Annotated in this window: 16 protein-coding genes; 12 read left to right on the top strand and 4 right to left on the bottom strand. The window is 69.1% G+C overall.

Features of this window, described 5'->3' with window-relative positions; translation table 11 throughout:
- Positions 1-20: 20 nt before the first annotated feature.
- Both QHF89_RS28895 and QHF89_RS28890 read left to right on the top strand, forming a co-directional pair.
- A complete protein-coding gene (locus QHF89_RS28895; RefSeq protein ID WP_136927888.1) occupies positions 21-308 on the top strand; it encodes a hypothetical protein in 288 nt (95 codons plus the stop codon).
- A gap of 89 nt (positions 309-397) precedes the next feature.
- Complete coding sequence (locus QHF89_RS28890; RefSeq protein ID WP_136968868.1) at positions 398-1,288, top strand: lysophospholipid acyltransferase family protein; 891 nt, start codon at positions 398-400, stop codon at positions 1,286-1,288.
- Between the two features lie 21 nt (positions 1,289-1,309).
- Here QHF89_RS28890 and QHF89_RS28885 read toward each other — a convergent pair whose 3' ends face one another.
- Positions 1,310-2,230 (bottom strand): hypothetical protein, encoded by a 921-nt coding sequence (locus QHF89_RS28885; protein ID WP_284721060.1) that lies wholly within the window; start codon positions 2,228-2,230, stop codon positions 1,310-1,312.
- 318 nt (positions 2,231-2,548) lie between these two features.
- Between QHF89_RS28885 and QHF89_RS28880 the strand changes: the two genes are divergently transcribed.
- The 3 genes from QHF89_RS28880 to QHF89_RS28870 are packed head-to-tail and all read left to right on the top strand — an operon-like array spanning position 2,549 to position 7,154.
- On the top strand, positions 2,549-3,361 hold the full coding sequence (locus QHF89_RS28880) for a CheR family methyltransferase (protein ID WP_284721059.1): 813 nt from the start codon (positions 2,549-2,551) through the stop codon (positions 3,359-3,361).
- Positions 3,358-6,144 carry a [protein-PII] uridylyltransferase gene (gene glnD / locus QHF89_RS28875; RefSeq protein ID WP_136968865.1) on the top strand — a complete coding sequence of 929 codons (2,787 nt, stop codon included), beginning with the start codon at positions 3,358-3,360 and terminating at the stop codon, positions 6,142-6,144. Before QHF89_RS28880 ends, glnD begins: the two co-directional genes overlap by 4 nt.
- Positions 6,141-7,154 (top strand): tetratricopeptide repeat protein, encoded by a 1,014-nt coding sequence (locus QHF89_RS28870; RefSeq protein ID WP_284721058.1) that lies wholly within the window; start codon positions 6,141-6,143, stop codon positions 7,152-7,154. Before glnD ends, QHF89_RS28870 begins: the two co-directional genes overlap by 4 nt.
- Here QHF89_RS28870 and QHF89_RS28865 read toward each other — a convergent pair whose 3' ends face one another.
- Genes QHF89_RS28865 through QHF89_RS28855 form a run of 3 tightly spaced genes read right to left on the bottom strand, consistent with a single transcriptional unit; the run spans position 7,155 to position 9,440 of the window.
- Positions 7,155-7,676, bottom strand: a complete 522-nt coding sequence (locus QHF89_RS28865; protein ID WP_136927882.1) for a VTT domain-containing protein — start codon at positions 7,674-7,676, stop codon at positions 7,155-7,157.
- Between the two features lie 58 nt (positions 7,677-7,734).
- Complete coding sequence (locus QHF89_RS28860; protein WP_136968863.1) at positions 7,735-8,646, bottom strand: ParB/RepB/Spo0J family partition protein; 912 nt, start codon at positions 8,644-8,646, stop codon at positions 7,735-7,737.
- Complete coding sequence (locus QHF89_RS28855) at positions 8,643-9,440, bottom strand: ParA family protein (protein ID WP_136927880.1); 798 nt, start codon at positions 9,438-9,440, stop codon at positions 8,643-8,645. Before QHF89_RS28855 ends, QHF89_RS28860 begins: the two co-directional genes overlap by 4 nt.
- A gap of 457 nt (positions 9,441-9,897) precedes the next feature.
- On the opposite strand from QHF89_RS28855, the gene QHF89_RS28850 reads away from it, so the two are divergent.
- The 7 genes from QHF89_RS28850 to QHF89_RS28820 all read left to right on the top strand — a co-directional run bounded on the left by QHF89_RS28850 (position 9,898) and on the right by QHF89_RS28820 (position 20,237).
- Positions 9,898-10,068 carry a transcriptional regulator gene (locus QHF89_RS28850; protein WP_136928010.1) on the top strand — a complete coding sequence of 57 codons (171 nt, stop codon included), beginning with the start codon at positions 9,898-9,900 and terminating at the stop codon, positions 10,066-10,068.
- 342 nt (positions 10,069-10,410) lie between these two features.
- Positions 10,411-11,676 carry a trigger factor gene (gene tig / locus QHF89_RS28845; RefSeq protein ID WP_136968862.1) on the top strand — a complete coding sequence of 422 codons (1,266 nt, stop codon included), beginning with the start codon at positions 10,411-10,413 and terminating at the stop codon, positions 11,674-11,676.
- Between the two features lie 270 nt (positions 11,677-11,946).
- Positions 11,947-12,660, top strand: coding sequence for an ATP-dependent Clp protease proteolytic subunit (locus tag QHF89_RS28840; protein ID WP_136968861.1), 714 nt, complete (start codon positions 11,947-11,949; stop codon positions 12,658-12,660).
- 441 nt (positions 12,661-13,101) lie between these two features.
- A complete protein-coding gene (clpX, locus tag QHF89_RS28835; protein WP_136927877.1) occupies positions 13,102-14,358 on the top strand; it encodes an ATP-dependent Clp protease ATP-binding subunit ClpX in 1,257 nt (418 codons plus the stop codon).
- Positions 14,359-14,489: 131 nt separating this feature from the next.
- The gene (gene lon, locus QHF89_RS28830; protein WP_136927876.1) at positions 14,490-16,982 is read left to right on the top strand and encodes an endopeptidase La; all 2,493 of its coding nucleotides are present in this window, start codon (positions 14,490-14,492) and stop codon (positions 16,980-16,982) included.
- 78 nt (positions 16,983-17,060) lie between these two features.
- Positions 17,061-18,641: a bifunctional phosphoribosylaminoimidazolecarboxamide formyltransferase/IMP cyclohydrolase gene (purH, locus tag QHF89_RS28825; protein ID WP_136968860.1), complete on the top strand. Its 1,581-nt coding sequence runs from the start codon at positions 17,061-17,063 to the stop codon at positions 18,639-18,641.
- A gap of 219 nt (positions 18,642-18,860) precedes the next feature.
- Positions 18,861-20,237 (top strand): ParA family protein, encoded by a 1,377-nt coding sequence (locus tag QHF89_RS28820; protein WP_284721057.1) that lies wholly within the window; start codon positions 18,861-18,863, stop codon positions 20,235-20,237.
- The last annotated feature ends 2 nt before the right edge of the window (positions 20,238-20,239 follow it).

Genomic DNA, 20,239 nt, shown 5'->3' with positions numbered 1-20,239 from the left:
TACGGCGGGAAATGTGCCGCATGACCGAGGACATGCTCCGTACCGTGCTCGACACCGCTTCCGTCACGACCGACCCCGAGGGTTGGCTCCGCCTGCCAGAAGGTCAGCTCCTGACGCTGTACGTCGCGCACGACGGCGTCTCGCTGAACATCGCGAAGGTGGAGTCGCTGCGGATCGCCCATGGCGTCATCCGGGCGCGCTCGATCAAGGGCGAGTCGTTTTTCGTGGCGCGAGAGGACCTCTTTGCGGTGAGCGTCGACGGCGGCACGAAGCTCGCCGCGGGCCGCAAAGCGGGCTTCTTGGGTTGAACGCACGAGGCCGAGCGGCCGAGACGCTCGGCGCTCGCGCAGGAGGCGCGCCCGAGGCCGTCCCGCAGCGTCCACGAGGACCGCTGTGGATGTGGCTCGTGGCGCGCCTCGTGGGGCTCCTGCCGTACCACGCGCTGCGCTCGTTCGGCGCGGCGCTGGGCGCGTTCGTGGGCGGGTTATTGCGGGTGCGGCGACGTCATGTCGAGTCCGCGATGGCGCGCGCAGGCGTGCCGGCGCCGAGGCGCGCGGCGGCGGCGATGTACGGCTCGCTCGGCGCAGGTCTGCTCGAGCTCCTCTGGACCGCAGGGAGGCCGGAGGCGCCGCTCGCATCGAAGCTCGTGGTATCGCCGCGCGCCGCGGAGTTTTTCGCGCGCGCGCTCGCGCGTGGGCGTGGTGTCGTGGTCGCGACGGCGCACACGGGCAACTGGGATCTCTCGGCGTGTGCGGCGGCGGCGTGGCTTCGGGAGCACGTGGGTCCGTCGGGGCGCGCGCCAGCCTTGCACGTCCTCACGAAGCGTTTGTCCTGGCGCGCGCTCGATCGCACGTGGCAACACCTGCGCGCTGAACGAGGTGTCCTTCTCGTCGACGCCCGCGGTGCCACGGCCCGCGTGCGGGGAGCGCTCGCCGGTGGCGACGTCGTCGCGATGATGATCGATCAAGCGCCCGAGCGTGCTGCCGGCGTCGCGCAACTCCCGTTCCTCGGAGCGCCTGCGTGGTGTGATCTCGCGCCGGTGCTGATGGCGTCACGCGCGCGTGCGCCGATCGTCGTCGCTTTCGGCCGCCGCCGCGACGATGGCTTGCACGAGCTCGACGCCTTCGACCTGATCGAGCCCGAGGCGCTCGCCACGCGGACCGACGTGGAGCATGTCGCGGCGCGGATCACGGACGCGCTCGCATCGTTTGTCGAGACGTACCCGGCGCAATGGTTGTGGTTGCACCGGCGGTGGAAGGGGTTGTCGAGGGAGAAGAGGCGGTCCTGAGCAGAACGGCGGGCGGCAGCGTCAGAACGTGCCGATCGCGCCGAGGGCCGGGATTGTGTTGCCGCGGAGATCGTACGCGACGGTCGGGCCGAGGCCACGAAGCTCGAAGCTGCTCGCGGCTTGTTGTTTCTTGGCTTCGAGCTGCTCGCGGTGGGGTGTCGTCGCGAGGTCCACGATGCCGAGCGTGAGCGGCACGAGGAACGCGAACGTGAGGGGGACAAGGCGGGTCGGGTCGTCCCAATCGATCATCGTGCCCGCTGCGAACGAGCCGCCCCGAAGCGCGGTGTAGAGCAGGCCCTTGCCCCAGTCGCCTACGACGAAGCGCGGGACGCTCGGCGTGATCGTCAGGATCGCGCCCATCGCGTACAGCGCGGACTTCGAAGGCTCGACGCTGCAGGCCTCCGTGGCGCCGCAGGCCGCGCTCGCGCCGAGGGAGATGAGGTACGCGGCGCCGGTCGTGACCGTGCCGAGGCCGAAGATGATGCTCGACGCGATGAGCGCGCCGCGGCGGGCCGGATCCGGGGCGTACCGAGGTTTGGGCTTGCGCGGCGCGATCGGCGGAGGCGGGGGCGGGTAGGCGTAGGCGGGCGGAGGCGCCGAGGGGTAGGGGTACGGTAGCGCGTGGGGGAGGGGGCACGCGCCGTGCGCGGACGCGGATGCAGGGGCGCGCGGATCGACGTCGACGCGGCCGCATTCGTAGGCGTGGACCGTGCCGGCGCTCGTCTGCGCGTGGACGTCGACGCCTTCCTCGGGGGTGCGGCTGACGGTCGTGCGGCCGTCGGAGTGCTGGACGATGTGGGGCGGGAGGGGCGCTCCGGGCGGAAGCGGTTCGAGCGTCGGGGGCGGCGCCTGGGCCGAGGCCGTCCCGGCGGTGAGGAACCAGGCGAGCGCCGCGGTCGAGCAGAGCATCGTCTTGCGCATGGCGAGGGCGAAAGGGAGCAAGTTCCAAGCCATACGTGCTTTCCGGGGTTGAAGCGAGGGGCCTCGGGCGGGCGCGCGTCTCGGGGGTCGAGGTGTATCTCGCCGGACGAGCGGGGGCGTGGACTCCGGTTCACGGCGGCGGGGGGCGGAAAGATGAATGTTTGGCCTGGATGGCCGAGCCTTGGTGATAAATTGGCGGCGCGATGGAAGCGGGAAGCCAGTCGACCGACGACATGCCCTGCGCGCGCCCCGAGGACGGCGCGCGACAGAGCGTGCATGCGTCGTGCGAGCTTCTCGAGAGCGAACACGAACGTCATGGCGCGCGCGAAGGGCTCATCCGTGTCTGGACCTGACTCGGGCGATCGCGCCGTCGACGTCGCGCTGAAGCTCGCCGAAGAGCTCTTCGGCTTCGGCTCGAGTGGCGCGACGCCCGGCTGGGTGCGCGATCGCGTGCGTCGTTACCTCGAACATCAGTCGTACAGGAGCGGCCTGTCGATGAACGCGGTCGCGCGGGAGCTGCTCAAGGACAAGACCGCGGTCGAGCAGATCGTCACCTCGCTCCGCGTGGGCGAGACGCGCTTCTACCGCGACGGCGCGCAGTGGGAGGCGATCGAGCGTCAGCTCGAAAAGCTCTTCCCCGCGGACGTGGAGCTCGCGGTGCTCTCGGCCGGCTGCAGCACGGGCGAAGAGGCGTACACGATGGGCATGTTGCTCACGGCGGCGCGTCGGCGCTTCCGCGTGCTCGGCGTGGATCGTTCGGCCGAGGCGATCGCGGTCGCGCGCGAGGCGACGTACGGGCGCGAGGCGGCGCGCGACATCCCGCCCGCGTGGGTCGAGCGCTTCTGCGACGAACAGAACGGCCGCCTGCGCGTCGGCCTCCTCGTCCGCAACGCGGTCGAGTTCGAGGAGTGCGACCTCGTCAAGCGCGTGCCGCAGGGGCCGTTCCACATCATCCTGTTCAAGAACGTGCTGCTCTACCTGACGACGCAGGCCGGCGAGCAGGTCGCCACGCGGCTCGCGAACGAGCTCGAAGACGGGGGCCTTCTGTTCTCGGCCGCGAGTGAGGTCCTGCGCCTGCGCAGCATGGGCCTCGAACCGTTCCGGCTCGCGCAGACCGTCACCGCGCTGCGCCCCCCGAAGCGACGACCATGACCGCCGAGGTGAAGGATCCGACGGGCGTGCTCGTGGATCTTCGCCGCGAATGGTCCGCGCGCCGCGCCGAGCTCGAAGCGCTCGTGCCATCGGGCAGCCACGCCGCGCCGCTCGACGCGTGTGGGCTCGTGCTCGGGCGCAAGCACGCGCGCGTCTGTGACGAGCTGCTCACGCAGCTCTTCGAGATCCTGCGGACCGAGGCGCGCGAGGGGCGCCTGCGTTTGCCCGGCGGCGAGCCTGCGCCGAAGGAAGTCGCGGGCGCGTTCGAAGAGGTCGCGCTCGGCGGCGTCGGTGGATACGGGCGCGGCGCGCTCGCGCTCGGCAGCGACCTCGATGTGCGGCTCCTCGCGCGCGACCTCGGCGCCGCCGCGTCCGTGGCGGAGGCGCTGCTTTACCCGCTCTGGGACATGGGCGTGACGATCGGCCATCAGGTCGGCAAGGTCGAGGCGCTCGTGGAGGCGGCTCGCACGGACCTGCCCACGGCGACGAGCTTGCTCGACTACCGGCACATCACGGGGAGCCGCGCGCTCTCGGACGAGCTGAAGACGCGGTGCGACGCCGGGCTCTTCGCGCACACGGAGCTGCCTCGGTTCCTCGCGCAGCTCGAGGACGAGGTGCGCGAGCGGCACGCGCGGTTCGGCGGGTCGGTGTATCTGCTCGAACCCGATGTGAAGAACGGGGCGGGGGGCCTGCGGGATCTCGACATCGCGTGCTGGGCGGGAAAGGCGCGCTTCGGCGTGCACGAGCTCGACGATCTCGTGCGCGTGGGAGCGCTCTTGCCGCGCGAGTCGGCGGAGATCGCTGCTGCGCGCGAGCTGCTCTTCCGCATCCGGAACCTGCTCCACGCACACGCGGGGCGGCGCAGCGACAGGCTCACGTTCGACGAGCAGGAGTCGATCGCGTCGCTGCTCGGCTACGGCGAGGGCGGCGAGGCCGTCGAGAAGATGATGAGCGCGTACTACCGCAGCGCGCGCATCATCTCGAGCGCGCGGGAGACCATGCTCGCGCGCGCCGCGCCGCTGCTCGGCAAGAAGAAGCCGCGCGAGGAGGACCTCGGCGGCGGCGTGCGCATGTTCGACGGCTGCGTGACGATGAGCGAGCTCGAGCTCGTCACGAAAGAGCCCGCGCTCGCGTTGCGCATGCTCGCGGCGGCCGTCGAGCGCCGCGCGCCGCTCCTGCCGTGGGCCCGCGACGCCATCGCGCGCGCCGCCGCGGATCCTTCCTGGACCGAGAGCCTGCGCGAGAGCCCCGAGGCCGCGCGCCTCTTCTGCGCGCTCGTCTCGACCACGGAGGAGACCCGCTTGAAGCGCGGCTCTCCGCTCGCGGAGATGCATGACCTCGGGCTCTTGCTCGCGATGATCCCCGAGTTTCTGCCCGTCGTCGGGCGCGTGCACCACGACGTCTACCACGTGTACACGGTCGACGTTCACTCGGTGGCCGCCGTCGACAGGCTCGCGGCGCTCGTGCGCGGAGAGCTCACGGCCGAGCACCCGCTCGCGTGCCGCCTCGCCGCCGAGGCGACGCGCAAGACGATGCTCTTCTTCGCGACGCTCCTGCACGACGTAGGCAAGGCGATCGGCGGCAAGGATCACAGCGAGCGCGGCGCCGTCATGGCCGACGGCATCCTGAAGCGCCTCGGCTTGCCGGCCGAGGACGTCGCGGCCGCGTGCCACCTCGTGCGCCAGCACCTCGTCATGTACCACGTGGCGACCCGCCGGGACCTCGACGATCCCGCGACGATCGAGGAGTTCTTGCGCGTGATCCCCGACCGGGACTCGCTCTCCGAGCTCTACCTGCTCACCGTCGCCGACCTCTCCACGACGAGCCCGACGTCGATGACCTCGTGGAAGGCGCGCATGCTCGACGAGCTCTACCTCGCCGCCGATCGCGCGCTCGCCGGCAACCCCGGCGAGGACGAGCGCTCCGCCCGCGCGCAGTCGGCCGTGCTCGACGCCGCGCTCGCGCTCCCCGCGTCCTCGGACGAGGAGCGGGCCGCGCGGCAGGCGTTCGTCCCGACGTACCTCGTGTCGATGCCCGAGCGGTACCTGCTCTCGAACGCGCCCGCGGCGATCGCCTCGCACGCGGAGCTCGCGCGCAAGCATGAGGGCCGGACGGTCAGCGTCGCGCTCGTCCCTTCCCGGCACCCGCAGGCCGCCGAGATCTGCGTCGTCGCCGCGGATCGACCGGGCCTGCTCGCGTCGATCACGGCGGCGCTCGCGGCCTCGCGCCTCGAGGTGCACGCCGCGCAGATTCACTCGCGGCATCTGCCGGGCGGCGCGGTCGAGGCCGTCGACCTCTTCTGGGTGCGCGATCGTGCCGAGGGGGTCGAGGGCGTCGCGCGCGCGTTGCCGGTGCTCGTGCGGGACCTCGACGCCGTGCTCGAAGGCCGCACGACCACGGCCGAGCTCGCGAGCAAGCGCGGCAAGAGCGCGCTGCCACGGCGGGCGACGCCGCGCGTGCGCACGCAGGTCTCCATCGACGATCGCGCCTCGCCGCGGCACACGGTCCTCGAGGTGATGACCCGGGATCGCCCGGGCCTCTTGCACGCCATCTCCGACGCGCTTTACCGCCTCGGCCTCAGCATCGTGGTCGCCAAGATCAACACCGAGGGCATGCGCGCCGCCGACGTGTTCTACGTCAGCGAGGCGGACGGCGGTAAAGTGGCGCCGGGCAAGCGTGCCGCCGAGGTGCGGCAAGGAATCGAGTCGGTGCTCGAATCGCTCGAGCAAGAAGGAAACAGCGGGCCATGGTCTTCTCCTCCTCCTCCTCGCACAGAGCGATGAGAGCCTTCCTCCTCCCTTGCGCCACGGCGCTCCTCCTCATGGCGTGCGGCGGCAGCACGCCGCCGCCGAAGGATCCCGATCTCGTCGCCGATCCGCCTCTTGGCGGGAACGAAGGCATCAACGAGGGCGCCGCGCAGACCGACTTCCAGCGCGCCGTCGCCTACATCGACAAGGAGCAGTACGCGGCCGGCAAAGTCCACCTCGATCGCGCGCTCAAGGCGTCGCCAGACAACGCCGAGGCGCACGCGTACATGGGCCTCGTGCTCGAAAAGGAGAACGACCTCGCCGGCGCCGAGGCGTCCTACCTCGCCGCGCTGAAGCTCAAGCCGGGGCTCGCCGCGGCCGCGCAGAACCTCGCGGCGATCTACCTCTCGACGAGCCCGCCGCGCACCGACGACGCCATCAAGCACCTCCGCGCGGCGCTCGAAAAGGTGCCCGGTGATGTCGGCATGTTGCGCAACCTCGGCTATGCGCTCGGCCTGAAGGGCGACGTCGAGGGCGCGTCGAAGGCCTACGACACGGCGATCGCGAAGGGCGACACCGTCGAGGTGCGCTTCGAGTACGCCGCGATGCTCGCCGAGGCGAAGCAACACGAGAAGGCCGTGCCGCACCTGAAGAAGGTCCTCGAAGGCACGAAGGACGACCCCGCGATGCTCGTCACGGTCGGTCGCATGCTCGGCTACGGCAAGGCGTTCGGCGACTGCGTGGCCGCGTTCGACCGAGCGATCAAGCTCAAGGCGACCGACCCCGAGTGGTTCGTCCGCCGCGGCACCTGCAAGCACGAGCTCGGCGACGAGGCCGGCGCGCTCGCGGACTACCAGGAGTCCGTGAAGGTGAAGCCCGACTACGCCGCGGGGTACTACTACATGGGCCTCGCGCAGCTCGCGCTCCAGAAGCCGCAGAGCGCCGAGTTCTCCATGGGCAAGGCCGTGGAGCTCGGAAAGGACGCGCCGATCGGCAAGGCCGCGAAGGACAAACTCCGCGAGATCAAGGCGATCAACAAGCGCTGATCACGCCTTCGGCGCGCGCCTCTGCTGCACGTACGCGGCGATCGAGACGAGCGCGCCGAGCGCGAGGGCCCCGACGAGGAGCTCGGTCGGGATGTCGAGCTCCTTGCCCACGACCGCGATCACGTAGATGCGCGGCGCCCGCCCGAGCCCCACGGCCACGGCGTATCGCCACGCCGGGTACCCCGTGAGCGGCATCAAGACACGCACGATGATGAACGGCAGCGGCAGCGCCGCGAATGCCGCCGTCGTCAGGAACGGCGCGACCTTCACCCAGCCTTCTGCACGCTGGAAAAGCGGCTTCTTCCGGATCTCCGCGAGCGCCTTGATCTGGAAGGTCGTGCGCACGAGCCGATGATCCACGAACGCCGCGCTCGCCGCCGCTACGGCCGCGACGAGCGCAAGGGCCCACGGCGGCGCTGTCTTCGCGGCCAGGAGCGTCGCGGGCGTCAGCGGTTGTGGCACGAAGCCAGCGAGCACCATCAGCCCGAAGAACATCGCGAGCGCGGGCACGACGTTCGGCACCTGGGCATCGTGCGGCGAGCCGGCGGGCACCGCAAGCGCCCGCCCTCACACGTCTCGTTCAGGCGCCGAGCAGGGAAAGAATGCGATCGAGCTCGTCGAGCGATCCGTACGCGATCGCGATCTCGCCGCTCCCGTCCTTGTCGCGCACCTCGACCTTCGCGCCGAGCTTGCGCATGAGCCGCGCTTCCAGGTCCTTCACCCCCGGCGACTTCGGCGCGGGCGCGTCGGCCTTCGTGCCTTTGCCTCCGCCGCCCTCCTTCGGGCCGCGCGAGGTGCGCACGAGTTCTTCGACCTTCCGCACCGGCAACCGACCCCGCACCGCCTTGTCGGCGATCTCTTCCATCGCCTTGTCGTCGGGCGCGCCGAGCAGCGCGCGCGCGTGGCCCTCGGTGAGGTCGCCGCCGATCACCATCGAGCGCACGCGCGCGGGCAGCTTCAAGAGCCGCAGGCTGTTCGTCACCGTCGTGCGGTTCTTGCCTACGCGCTCCGCGAGCGATTCCTGCGTGTAGCCGTGCTCCCGGAGCAGCCTGTCGAAGGCCTCGGCGAGCTCGATCGGGTTCAGGTCCTCGCGCTGCACGTTCTCGACGAGCGCGAGCTCGAACGCCTCCTTCGGCGAGACGTCCTTCACGACGACGAGCACGTCCTTCAGGCCCGCGCGTTGCGCCGCGCGCCACCTCCGCTCGCCCGCGATGATCTCGTACTTGTCGGCGCCCGCCTGCGCGCGGCGCACGACGATCGGCTCCAGGATCCCGTGCTCCCGGATCGACGCGGCGAGTTCTTCGAGCGCCTCGTCGTCGAAGTGCTGCCGCGGCTGACCGGGCTGCGGGCCGATGCGCTCGATCGGGCACGTGAACACGCTCTTGTCGCCGTACGACGCGCCAGAAGGCGACGGGGGCGCGGCTGCGGGCAGGAGCGCGTCGAGCCCGCGTCCGAGGGCGCGGCGCGGCGCGTTTTTCGGATCCGTGCTCATGGCCTCGGCCTCGCGGCTTTGCCTTTCGGCCGGTTCACGTCGAGGATCTCGCGCGCCAGGCTCAGGTAGCCCTGCGCGCCCTTCGACGAGGCGTCGTAAAGCAGCACCGGTTTTCCGTGCGACGGCGCCTCGGAGAGCTTCACGTTGCGCGGGATGATCGAGTCGAAGACCTTGAAGTGACCCTTCACCTCGTCGGCGACCTGGTGCGTCAGCGAGGTCCGCCCGTCGTACATCGTGAGCACGATCCCCTCGACGCCGAGGTCCGGGTTGAAGGCCGCTTTCACGCGGTCGATGGTCGCCATCAGGTACGTGAGCCCCTCCAGCGCGTAGTACTCGCACTGCAGCGGCACGAGCACCCGGTCCGCAGCCACGAGCGCGTTCAGCGTGAGCAGCCCCAGGCTCGGCGGGCAGTCGAGGATCACGTACTCGTAACCCGCGACGTGGGGCCGCAGCGCGTCACGGAGCTTCGTCGCGCGGTCGGGCGCGTCGACCAGCTCGATCTCTGCGGCCACGAGGTCCTGCGTCGCCGGCACCACGTCGAGCCGCGGCACCGACGTCGAGATCACCGACTCGCGCAGCGTCGAGCGGCCGATGAGCACGTCGTAGAGCGAGCGCTCGATGTTGGGCCGGCGCACGCCGACCCCGCTCGAAGCGTTGCCCTGCGGATCGCAGTCCACGAGCAGCGTCCGCTTCTCGGCTGCGGCGAGGCTCGCGGCCAGGTTCACCGAGGTCGTCGTTTTGCCGACGCCGCCCTTCTGGTTGGCGACGGCATAGATGAGGGGCGAAGGGGCCATGAAATGTGCCGGGAACGCCGCGCCTGAAGGCGCGGTGGAGGGTCGTCCGTCCCGGGGGACGATCCCGTGGATAGCGGCTGCTTACACGACCCTCGCCCCCCCGTCGAGGGCACGTCGATCACGTTTTTTTGGCCCTTGCCTCACCAGTATCTACAGTGGCGCACATGTCGCTCGCTGTGGGTGCATGTGGGACAACGTCATCGACGTCCACGACGTCGCGCCGTTCCGGGGGCCGAAGGGGCGCTGGGGCGCGCGGGCTTCGGCTCGCGAGCGCCCTCGCCACCCACCACGAGTCGACCGCGTGCGACCGCGTGCTCGCGCGTGCCTTCTGGGCCGCGCCGAGCCTGCCCGCGTCTGCCCGCGTCCTGCCGCTTTTCCCGAACCACGACCGCCGATCGACCTGAGCGCTGATTTCGCGCGCGGGCTGCCGAACCTGCGCGCTGCCGAGGAGAGAGCCATGCCGCTGCCGAAGAGCTTCCAGAACTTCGCCGAGTTCGAGCGTGAGATCATCCGCGCGGGTACCCGCGTCAACCTGAGCCTCGAGGACATCGTCGAGGACACCTCCTTTGAGGAGGAGATCGAACTCGACCAGGACGACGATCCCTTCGCTTCGATGCGCGACTTCTGAGGCAGGGGGCCCGCCGCGGGCGGGCCTCCGTCCCCCGATGCGCCCGAGGGAGCGCGGGGCATGAGGACACCCAAGGTGATCCGAAGCCCCGAGCGTCCACCCGATGCCCTCCGGCATCGGACGCATCGGGGGGCCGAGCCCTACGTCTCGCCAGACCTCCTGGGTTGCTTGGACCCGCGGGGGTTCGGGGCGCAGGACACCGAAGGTGATCCGAAGTCCCGAACGTCCACCAGAGCCCCGACGGCGCCTCTCCGTCGGGGTTCTTTTTTTGTCTTCAAACCCGCCCTCGCTTGACCCCTCCCGCCGTGCATGGCATGGCGCCGTTCCTTCCAACGAACGCCCATGCAAGTCACCGTCGAAAAGCTCTCCCCGGTCCTCGTCGAGCTCAAGGTCGAGATTCCTGCCGAGCAGGTTCGCACCGAGGTGGACAAGGCCTACGCCAACCTCCAGCGCTCCGCCCGCGTGAGGGGCTTCCGCCAAGGCAAGGCGCCGCGCCATGTGCTCGCCCATCTTTACTCGGGCAGCATCCACGCGGACGTCGCCCGCCGGCTGGTCGACACCACGCTGAACCGTGCCCTCGCGTCGCAGCAGGTGCAGCCGCTCTCGCAGCCTGACATTGCCCCCGTCGAGCTCCGCCCGGAGGAGTCATTCTCCTACAAGGCGCGCTTCGAGGTCCGCCCCGACATCGCCGAGGTGAAGTGGGAGGGCTTCGAGGTCAGCCGGCCGAAGACCGAGGTCACGGCCGACGCGATCGACGCCGAGGTCGCGCGCCTCCGCCGCGAGCACGCGACGCTCTCCGCGCCCGAGCCCGAGCGTCCTGCCAAGGCTGGAGACCTCGTGCGCATCGCCTTCACCCTCGACGTCGACGGCAAGGTCCGTGAGGGGAAAGAGCAGGAGATCGAGACCGAGATCGGCAGCGGCCAGATCTTCAAGGAGATCGAGGACGTGCTCACCGGCATGAACGTCGGCGAGTCCAAGGACGCGACGGTGAGCTTCTCGGAGCGTCACACGAACGAGTCGCTCCGCGGCAAGACGGGCACGTTCCACGTCTCGCTGAAGGAGGTCCGCGAGCGGAACTTCCCCGAGGTCGACGACGAGTTTGCGAAGGACGTGGGCCACGAGAACCTCGAGGCCATGCGCACGGCGCTCTCGGCGAAGATCGAGAAGGAGCTCAAGCAGAAGGCGACCGACTCCGTCGCGGAGAAGCTCGTCTTCGAGCTCTGCAAGGCGAACCCGATCCCGGTGCCGCCCTCGCTCGTCGAGCAGCAGGCGCAGCTCACGGAGCGCGAGCTCGTCACGGCGGCGCGCCGCCAGGGCCAGCGCCTCGAGATGACGCCCGAGCTCCGCGCGCGCGTGCACGCCGACGCCGAGACGAAGGTTCGCGCGGGCTTGCTCATGGCCGAGATCGCGAAGGCGAAGACGGTCCAGGTCACGCCGCAGGACATCGACAAGGGCTACGAGGAGCTCGCCGAGCAGACCGGCAAGAACGTCGCCAAGGTCAAGGCCGAGTACCGCGATCCGAAGAAGCAGGAGATGCTGATCGGCATGATCCTGGAGGACAAGATCCTCGATCTCATCGAGGCCGCCTCGAAGATCACGGAAGCCTGAGAGCTTCGCACTCGATCTGCGGTTTCACGAACGGGCGTGCTGGTGTTCCCAGCACGCCCGTTTTCGTCTTCACGTCGTTCGACGTCTCTCCAGGCTTCCTTCCTTCTCCCAGCGCGAACGAAATTCCCGCGCGGAAGCGCGAAAACGGCTCACGCTCGGCCGTCGCATTTCTTCACACCGACCCCACGGTTCGGGCTTGCGAACGGCAGGCTTCTGGCTCACGACTAGGGCCTCCCGGCACCCTTTTGCCGAACCACAGCGGAGCCCTGGATGATCCGACGAGTCGAGACACGTAAGCAGGCGATGGAGTTTCTCGAGCGGGACCACGATGCGGTGGAACGCGACCGGGCGTCGGGCCTCACCACGCTCCGGGAGCAGGGCTACGTCCTGCCGACGGTCACCGAGGTGACCCATCGCGGCGAGCGCGAGTGGAACATCTTCAGCCGTCTGCTGAAGGACCGGATCGTCTTCATCGGGACCGAGATCGACGACTTCGTGGCGAACGCCGTCATCGCGCAGTTCCTCTTCCTCGAGAGCGAGGATCCGGACAAGGACATCCAGGTCTACATCAACAGCCCTGGCGGCATCGTGACGAGCGGCCTCGCGATGTACGACACGATGCAGTACGTCCGTTGCCCGGTCTCGACGATGTGCATCGGCCAGGCTGCATCGATGGGCGCGGTGCTGCTCGCGGCGGGCCACAGGGGCCGCAGGTACGCGCTGCCGCACGCGCGCATGATGATCCATCAGCCCCTTGGCGGCGCGCGCGGCCAGGCGACGGACATCGAGATTCAGGCGCGTGAGATCAAGAAGATGAAAGAGACCTTGATCGACATCCTCGCCGACGCGACGAGCAAGAATCGCGAGGAGCTCGCCAAGGACATCGAGCGCGACTTCTATCTGAGCGCACCGCAGGCCAAGGAGTACGGCCTGATCGACGAGGTCTTGCCGAAGCGCATCAAGGGCACGCCCCAGGCTTTGTGAAGCAGGATCGCGACGCCCGCCCGCGAAGAAGGGTGGGCGGGGTGGGGAGCACGCGGCCCGGGCTATGAGGAGCCGCGTGAAAGGAGACGCGCCTTGGACGAAACCAATCCGTCCGTATGCGTCTTGCCGTGTCGTGGGTGGGACTTGCGGTCAGATGAATGCGCCCCGAGGTGCATGAAATGCACGCCTCGCGCCGCCTGGAGCCGTAGGGACGGGCGGCGACCGAGCGCGCGAAGCACGAGCGTTAACTTGCGGGTCACAGGGTAGGGGACTAGAATCCGCTCACGGCGATACGCTGGAAAAACGCGGATTTTCAGCATCGTTTTCGTCGTCGAGCGCCTCGGTGATCGCCTCTGCGGACACCGGGAAGGCTCGAATGAAAAGGGCCCTCAGCCGTTTCGGCGCGAGGGCCGCGGCGAGGCGAGAGAGGCGAGAGGCGAAGTGGAGCGAAGGCGGGACGATCACTCGAACGGCAATCTGAGCTGCTCCTTTTGCGGCAAATCGCAGAAGGAAGTGAAGAAGCTCATCGCTGGGCCGACGGTGTACATTTGCGACGAGTGCATCGGGCTCTGCAACGACATCATCGCCGAGGAGGTCGAGAAGGACGAGCCGTACGCCGGCTCCGCCCCGATCCCCAAGCCGGCCGATATCAAGGCCATCCTCGACGAGTACGTGGTCGGGCAGCACCGAGCGAAGAAGGTCCTCTCGGTCGCGGTGCACAATCACTACAAGCGCATCGACAGCCGGGTGCACGCGGACGACGTCGAGCTGCAGAAGTCGAACATCCTTTTGCTCGGCCCGACCGGCTCCGGCAAGACGTTGCTCGCGCAGACGCTCGCGAAGATCATCAACGTGCCCTTCGCGATCGCCGACGCCACGACGCTGACCGAGGCGGGCTACGTCGGTGAGGACGTCGAGAACATCATCGTCCAGCTCTTGCAGAACGCCGATCACGATGTCGAGCGCGCGCAGCGCGGCATCGTCTACATCGACGAGATCGACAAGATCAGCCGCAAGAGCGACAACCCGAGCATCACGCGTGACGTCTCGGGCGAGGGCGTGCAGCAGGCGCTCCTGAAGATCATCGAGGGCACGATCGCGAACGTGCCTCCGAAGGGCGGCCGCAAGCACCCGCAGCAGGATTTCCTGCAGGTGGACACGACGAACATCCTGTTCATCTGCGGCGGCGCGTTCGTCGGGCTTGATCAGATCATCCAGCGCCGCGTCGGGCAGAACACGCTCGGGTTCGGCGCCGAGATCAGGTCGAAGAAGGAGTTCAAGCTCGGCGACCTGCTCTCGCAGGTGCAGCCCGAGGATCTCCTCAAGTTCGGCCTGATCCCGGAGTTCATCGGCCGTTTGCCCATCATCGCCACGCTGCACGAGCTGAACGAGGACGCGCTGATCGACATCCTCACGAAGCCGAAGAACAGCCTCGTGAAGCAGTACCAGAAGCTGCTCGAGATGGACGGCGTGAAGCTCAAGTTCACGAAGGGCGCGCTCACCGCCGTCGCGCGGCAGGCGCTCGACCGCAACAGCGGCGCGCGCGGCCTGCGGGCCATCCTCGAGGCGGCGATGCTCGACATCATGTACGACGTCCCCTCGCGCGCGGGCGTGAAAGAGGTCGTCGTCAGCGAGGACGTCATCCTCAAGCACGAAGCCCCGCTGATCGTTTACCAGAAAGAAGCGGAGCTCGCTTAGCGCCGGGGGAGGCGCGTCCTCCCCCCAACTCCAATCCTCTTCCTCGCGTCGCCTCGCTCATCGTCACGAGCGAGCGATCACCCGTAGGCCTGTTTGCCCCGGCTCGCGCGCCGGGGCGAGAAAGACGTCGGATGTTCTTCAAGAACGACAGCGATCGCGGCAAGTCCGCCCCGGAGCGCGGGGTCGCACCCCTCCTGCCGCTCAGGGACATCATCGTCTTTCCTTATATGGTCTCCCAGCTCTTCGTCGGCCGCGAGCGCTCGATCGCCGCGCTCGACGAGGCGATGAACCGGGGCAAGGAGATTTTCCTCGCGGCGCAACGCAACGCCAAGACGAACGATCCGACGGCCGAGGACATCTTCGCCGTCGGCTCCGTCGGCGTGATCATGCAGCTCCTCCGCCTGCCCGACGGCACGGTGAAGGTGCTCATCGAGGGCAAGCGCCGGGCGAAGATCAAGAAGTTCGTCCAGTCGGACGCCTTCTTCCTCGTCGAGTACGAGGAGATCCCCGAGAAGGCCGCGTCGAGCGTCGAAGTCGAGGCGCTCATGCGGAGCGTGCAGAGCACCTTCGAGGTCTACGTAAAGCTCAACAAGAAGATCCAGCCCGAGGTGTTGATGGCCGTGCAGGCCATCGACGACGCCTCGCGCCTCGCCGACGCCATCGTCGCGAACCTGCCGACCATCAAGCTCGCCGATCGCCAGAGCCTGCTCGAGACGGACGATCCGAAGCAGCGGCTCGAGCGCCTCATCGAGCTGATGCAGGCCGAGATCGAGATCCTTCAGGTAGAGAAGAAGATCCGCTCCCGCGTCAAGAAGCAGATGGAGAAGACGCAGAAGGAGTACTACCTGAACGAGCAGATGCAGGCCATCCAGAAGGAGCTGGGCGGCGGCGAGCGCGACGAGTTCAAGAACGAGATCCAAGAGATCGAAGAAGCTTTGAAGACCAAGCGGATGAGCAAAGAAGCCACCGCGAAGGTCAAGAAAGAGCTGAAGAAGCTCAAGATGATGCACCCGACGAGCGCGGAAGCGACCGTCGTGCGCAACTACATCGACTGGATCCTCGACCTACCTTGGTACGAGAAGAGCGAGGAGCGCTTCGACCTCGTCGAGGCCGAGAAGATCCTCGACGAGGACCATTACGGCCTGCGCAAGATCAAGGAGCGCATCCTCGAGTACCTCGCGGTCCAGGCGCTCACGAAGAAGCTCAAGGGCCCGGTGCTCTGCTTCGTCGGGCCTCCCGGCGTCGGCAAGACGAGCCTCGCGAAGAGCATCGCGCGCGCCACGGGGCGCAGGTTCGTCCGCCTCTCGCTCGGCGGCGTTCGCGACGAGGCCGAGATTCGCGGCCACCGCCGCACGTACATTGGCGCGCTGCCGGGCAAGCTCATCCAGAGCCTCAAGAAGGCCGGGACGAACAACCCCGTCTTCCTGCTCGACGAGGTCGACAAGATGTCGACCGACTTCCGCGGCGACCCCGCGGCGGCGCTGCTCGAGGTCCTCGATCCCGAGCAGAACCACGCGTTCAACGATCACTACCTCGACCTCGATTACGACCTCTCCGACGTGATGTTCATCACGACGGCGAACACCCTCGGCGGCATCCCGGTGCCGCTGCAGGACCGCATGGAGATCATCCAGCTCTCCGGCTACACCGAGTTCGAGAAGCTCAACATCTCGCTGAAGTACCTCATCCCGCGGCAGCGCAAGGAGTGCGGCCTCGAGGACCTGAGCATGGACTTCAGCGAGGGCGCGGTCCGGACGATCATCCACCACTACACGAAGGAGAGCGGCGTTCGCTCCCTCGAGCGCGAGATCGCCAGCGTTTGCCGCAAGGTCGCGCGCAAGGTGGTGAACGAGGGGAAGGAAAAGCCCATCGAGATCAGCGCGAAGAGCATCCCGAAGTTCCTCGGCGTGCCGAAGTTCCGGCTCGGCAGGCGCGCCGAGAAGGACGAGGTCGGCCTCGTGAACGGCCTCGCGGTGACCAGCGTCGGCGGCGATCTCTTGCCCGCCGAGGCCGTGGTCCTGCCCGGCAAGGGCAAGCTCGTGGTGACGGGCTTGATCGAGAAGGGCATGGAGGAGAGCGCGCAGGCCGCGATGAGCTACGTGCGCTCGCACCTCGAACGCCTTGGGCTGTCGAGCGACGCGTACCAGAAGGCGGACGTGCACGTGCACTTCCCCGACTTCGTGCGCAAGGACGGGCCGAGCGCGGGCGTGACGATGGTGACGGCCGTGTGCAGCGCGCTCATGAAGGTCCCCGTTCGCCAGGACCTCGCGATGACGGGCGAGGTCACGCTGCGGGGCCGTGTGCTCGCGATCGGCGGCCTCAAGGAGAAGCTGCTCGCGGCGCACCGCAGCGGCATCTCGACGGTCGTCCTGCCCAAGGAGAACCGCAAGGATCTGCGCGACGTCCCGCGCCGCGTGCTTCGCGCGCTCCGGCTCGTGCTCGTCGAGCACGTCGACGACGTCTTGCGCGAGGCGCTCATCGTGAAGGACCCCGAGGCGACGTTCGGCCCGCCGCACGCCCGCCTGGAGTACCGCGACGGCGAGCTCGTCACGCCGAACGGGTCGGCGGCTCCGTCCCTGCCGTCCCTCCCGGCCGATTCGCCCGCCGAACAGCCGGGCGCGTAAGCCCAGCGCTCTCCCTCCTCGTTTCCTCTCGTCTCCCTGCTGGCAAGGATCGCCGCGGCGCGCTAGTCGCTCGCCGCCATGATCCGACGAGCCCTCATCTCGGTCTACGACAAGGCGGGACTCCTTCCGTTCGCGCGCGCGCTCGCGGCGCGGGGCGTGGAGATCCTCTCGACCGGCGGCACGCTCAAAGCGCTCGCAGACGCGGGGCTCGCCGTCACCAGCGTGGAGTCCTTCACGGGCTCGCCCGAGGTGATGGGCGGGCGCGTGAAGACGCTCCATCCGCGCGTGCACGGCGGCATCCTCATGCGCGGCGACATCGATCAAGCCGATCTCGAGCGCCTCGGCGGCGCCCCGATCGACCTCGTCGCCGTGAACCTCTACCCTTTCACGCAGACCGTCGCGAAGCCGGGCGTGCTCCTCGCGGAGGTCATCGAGCAGATCGACATCGGCGGGCCCGCGATGGTGCGCAGCGCCGCGAAGAACCACGGGCGCGTCGCCGTCGTGTGTGATCCGGCCGATTACGAGGCCGTGCTCGCCGAGATCGAGGCGAGCAGCGGCGAGGTGTCGGCCGCGACGCGCCGCAAGCTCGCGGCCAAGGCGTTCGCGCACACGGCCGCGTACGACGGCGCGGTGTCGGCGTATCTGTCGTCGCTCGGGGATCCGGATCCGGCCGAGGAGAAGGCGCAGCCGAAGCGCGAGGCGTATCCGCGGTACCTGACGCTCACGTTCGAACGCGCGTACGGCCTTCGGTACGGCGAAAACCCGCATCAATCGGGCGCGTTTTATCGCGAGCGCGTGGCGCCCGAAGGCTCGCTCTCGCTCGCCGACGCGCTCGGCGCCGGCGGCAAAGAGCTCTCGTTCAACAACCTCGTCGACGTCGACGCCGCGCTCGAAGCCGTACGTGAGCACGAGCGGCCCGCGGCCGTCGTGGTGAAACACGCGAACCCCTCGGGCGTGGCCGTAGCCGATTCCATCGAGCGCGCGTATCGGCTCGCGCGAGACGCCGATGCCCTCAGCGCCTTCGGCGGGATCGTCGCGCTGAATCGGCCCGTCGATCGCGCGACGGCCGAGGCGCTCGCCGAGACGTTCCTCGAGTGCGTCGTGGCGCCTTCGTTCGCGGACGACGCGCTCCCGGTCCTCCGCGCGAAGAAGAACCTGCGCTTGCTCGCCACGCGCGTGCTCCTGCCGGCCGAGCTCGACGAGCTCACCTGGAAGCGCGTGGGCGGCGGCCTCGTCGTCCAGGGGCGCGACGCGACGGCGCGCGGCGAGGTCGAGAAGGCGCGGGTCGTCACGAAGCGCGCGCCGACGCCGGAGGAGCTCGCGGCGCTCGACCTCGCGTGGAAGGTCTGCAAGCACGTGAAGTCGAACGCCATCGTCCTCGCCAAGGACGGCCGCACTGTGGGCGTGGGCGCGGGGCAGATGTCGCGCGTCGAGAGCGTGCGCATCGCGTGCCGCAAGGCCGAGGCCGAGGCCCGCGGCGCCGTGCTCGCTTCCGACGCGTTTTTCCCGTTCCCGGACGGCGTCGAGCTCGCCCTCGAAGCGGGCGTCACCGCCTTCGTGCAGCCGGGCGGGAGCGTGAAGGACGCCGACGTGATCGCGGCCGCCGACAAGGCCGGCGCTGCGATGATCTTCACGGGCGTCCGGCATTTCCGGCACTGATCGCGGCGTCTCTCGCCCTGCCCGCCGCGCCGCCCGCGCCTCGCCAAACGCGCTGGCCTAGGCCTCTCGTGGTGTCCTTGGGCACCGCCGATGGATCCAGCCTCGCGGATCCCGGCAAAAAAAACGCACACAAAAATTTGGCCCCCCCGATCTAGCTGTGCTGTTGGTGGCTTACAGCGTCGCGGCGGGGCGCCGCGGCGAGCGTCAAGGAGCGTGGCGGTGGCCGGGATCAGGGAGTCGTGCAGCGTTTGCGGGTCGGATTTCGACGTCCAGTTCCGCTACCAGATGGAGGAGCGGGGCGGCGGGTTCTCGTTCTACTGCTCCCAGAAGTGCCTGGAGAAGAGCCAGCTCGGCGGCGAAGGGCAGGGGGACAAGCTCGCGACGTGTGATGCCTGCGCGAAGCGGTTCCAGCCCGAGCTCGCGTCGCAGGTGATGTACCTCGGGGGCCGTCGCACCTACGCGTGCTCGATGCCCTGCCGGACCCAGCTCCAGCGCGAAGCGAGCGGCGTGCGGCTCGGCGAGATCGCCGCCGAGGTCACGCCGCAGGCCGTCGCGCCCTCGCCGCCTCCGCAGGTGGTGCCGCGGGCCGTGGCGACGCGCGCGTCGGGCCCATCGAGCGCCACGACGTCTCCGAAGCGTGCTTCCTCGTCGACCTCGCCGGCCGTGGCCGTGCCCGTGGTGCCGCAGGTCGCGAACAAGCGGACGGCCCCGGGGGCGCAGGCCTCGCAGGCGACGCCCGCCGCGCCCGAGGCGCCGAAGGAGCCGGCCGCGGACGCGTCCGTGCCGCGGTACCTCGCCGTGTTCAACCACAAGGGCGGCACGGGCAAGACGACGACGGCCGTGAGCATCGCCGCGGGCCTCGCGTCGCGCGGCAAGAAGGTCCTGCTCGTCGACACGGACGCGCAGGGCAACGTGTCCGTCTCGCTCGGTGCGACCGTCGAGCGCTCGCTCTACCACGTCCTCGTGATGGGCCTCCGGGTCGCGGACGCGACGCGCGTCGTTCGTCCGAACCTGGACCTTTTGGGCTCCAACGAGACGCTCGCCGCCGCGGAGCTCTACCTCGCGGGCCGGCAGAACCGCGACCGCGTGCTCTGCGAGCGCCTGAGCGCCGCCGCCGCGGGTTATGACTACGTCGTGCTCGACTGCTCGCCGAGCCTGTCCTTGATGAACCAGAACGCGCTCGTCTTCGCCGACAGCGTGCTCGTGCCCGTCGCTTGCGACTACCTCTCGCTCGTCGGCGTGCGTCAGGTCATCAAGACCGTGAAGAACGTGAACGCGCTCCTGCACCACCCGGTGCAGATCTGGGGCGTGCTCCCCACGCTCTTCGATTCACGCGCGAAGATCTGCCGCGAGGCCGTCACCACGTTGAAGCAGCACTTCGGCGATCGATGCCTCCCCCCGGTGCGCGCCGCGATGAAGGTGAAGGAAGCGCCGGCGCAGGGGCAAACGATCTTCGAGTACGCCGCCGGCACGCCTGCCGCGGAGGACTACGGCGTCGTCGTGGACCGCATCATCCAGAGCCGCGAGGGCGCGGCGAAGGGCGCGAAGGACACGAAGGACACGAAGCCCGCGCGAACCGCCGCAGCGACCGCTTAGGA

The sequence above is a fragment of the Polyangium sorediatum genome, assembly GCF_029946465.1.
Lineage (GTDB): Bacteria > Myxococcota_A > Polyangia > Polyangiales > Polyangiaceae > Polyangium > Polyangium fumosum.
Note: the sequence above shows the minus strand (reverse complement) of the source record. Positions and strands in the feature narration are given on the sequence as shown.

Excerpts from the sequence above, each read along its gene's own strand:
- lon (WP_136927876.1), top strand. The coding sequence starts at position 14,490 with ATGTTCTTCAAGAACGACAGCGATCGCGGCAAGTCCGCCCCGGAGCGC.
- QHF89_RS28895 (WP_136927888.1), top strand. The coding sequence starts at position 21 with ATGACCGAGGACATGCTCCGTACCGTGCTCGACACCGCTTCCGTCACG.
- QHF89_RS28870 (WP_284721058.1), top strand. The coding sequence starts at position 6,141 with ATGAGAGCCTTCCTCCTCCCTTGCGCCACGGCGCTCCTCCTCATGGCG.
- glnD (WP_136968865.1), top strand. The coding sequence starts at position 3,358 with ATGACCGCCGAGGTGAAGGATCCGACGGGCGTGCTCGTGGATCTTCGC.
- purH (WP_136968860.1), top strand. The coding sequence starts at position 17,061 with ATGATCCGACGAGCCCTCATCTCGGTCTACGACAAGGCGGGACTCCTT.
- QHF89_RS28860 (WP_136968863.1), bottom strand. The coding sequence starts at position 8,646 with ATGAGCACGGATCCGAAAAACGCGCCGCGCCGCGCCCTCGGACGCGGG.
- QHF89_RS28890 (WP_136968868.1), top strand. The coding sequence starts at position 398 with ATGTGGCTCGTGGCGCGCCTCGTGGGGCTCCTGCCGTACCACGCGCTG.
- QHF89_RS28855 (WP_136927880.1), bottom strand. The coding sequence starts at position 9,440 with ATGGCCCCTTCGCCCCTCATCTATGCCGTCGCCAACCAGAAGGGCGGC.
- QHF89_RS28850 (WP_136928010.1), top strand. The coding sequence starts at position 9,898 with ATGCCGCTGCCGAAGAGCTTCCAGAACTTCGCCGAGTTCGAGCGTGAG.
- tig (WP_136968862.1), top strand. The coding sequence starts at position 10,411 with ATGCAAGTCACCGTCGAAAAGCTCTCCCCGGTCCTCGTCGAGCTCAAG.
- QHF89_RS28840 (WP_136968861.1), top strand. The coding sequence starts at position 11,947 with ATGATCCGACGAGTCGAGACACGTAAGCAGGCGATGGAGTTTCTCGAG.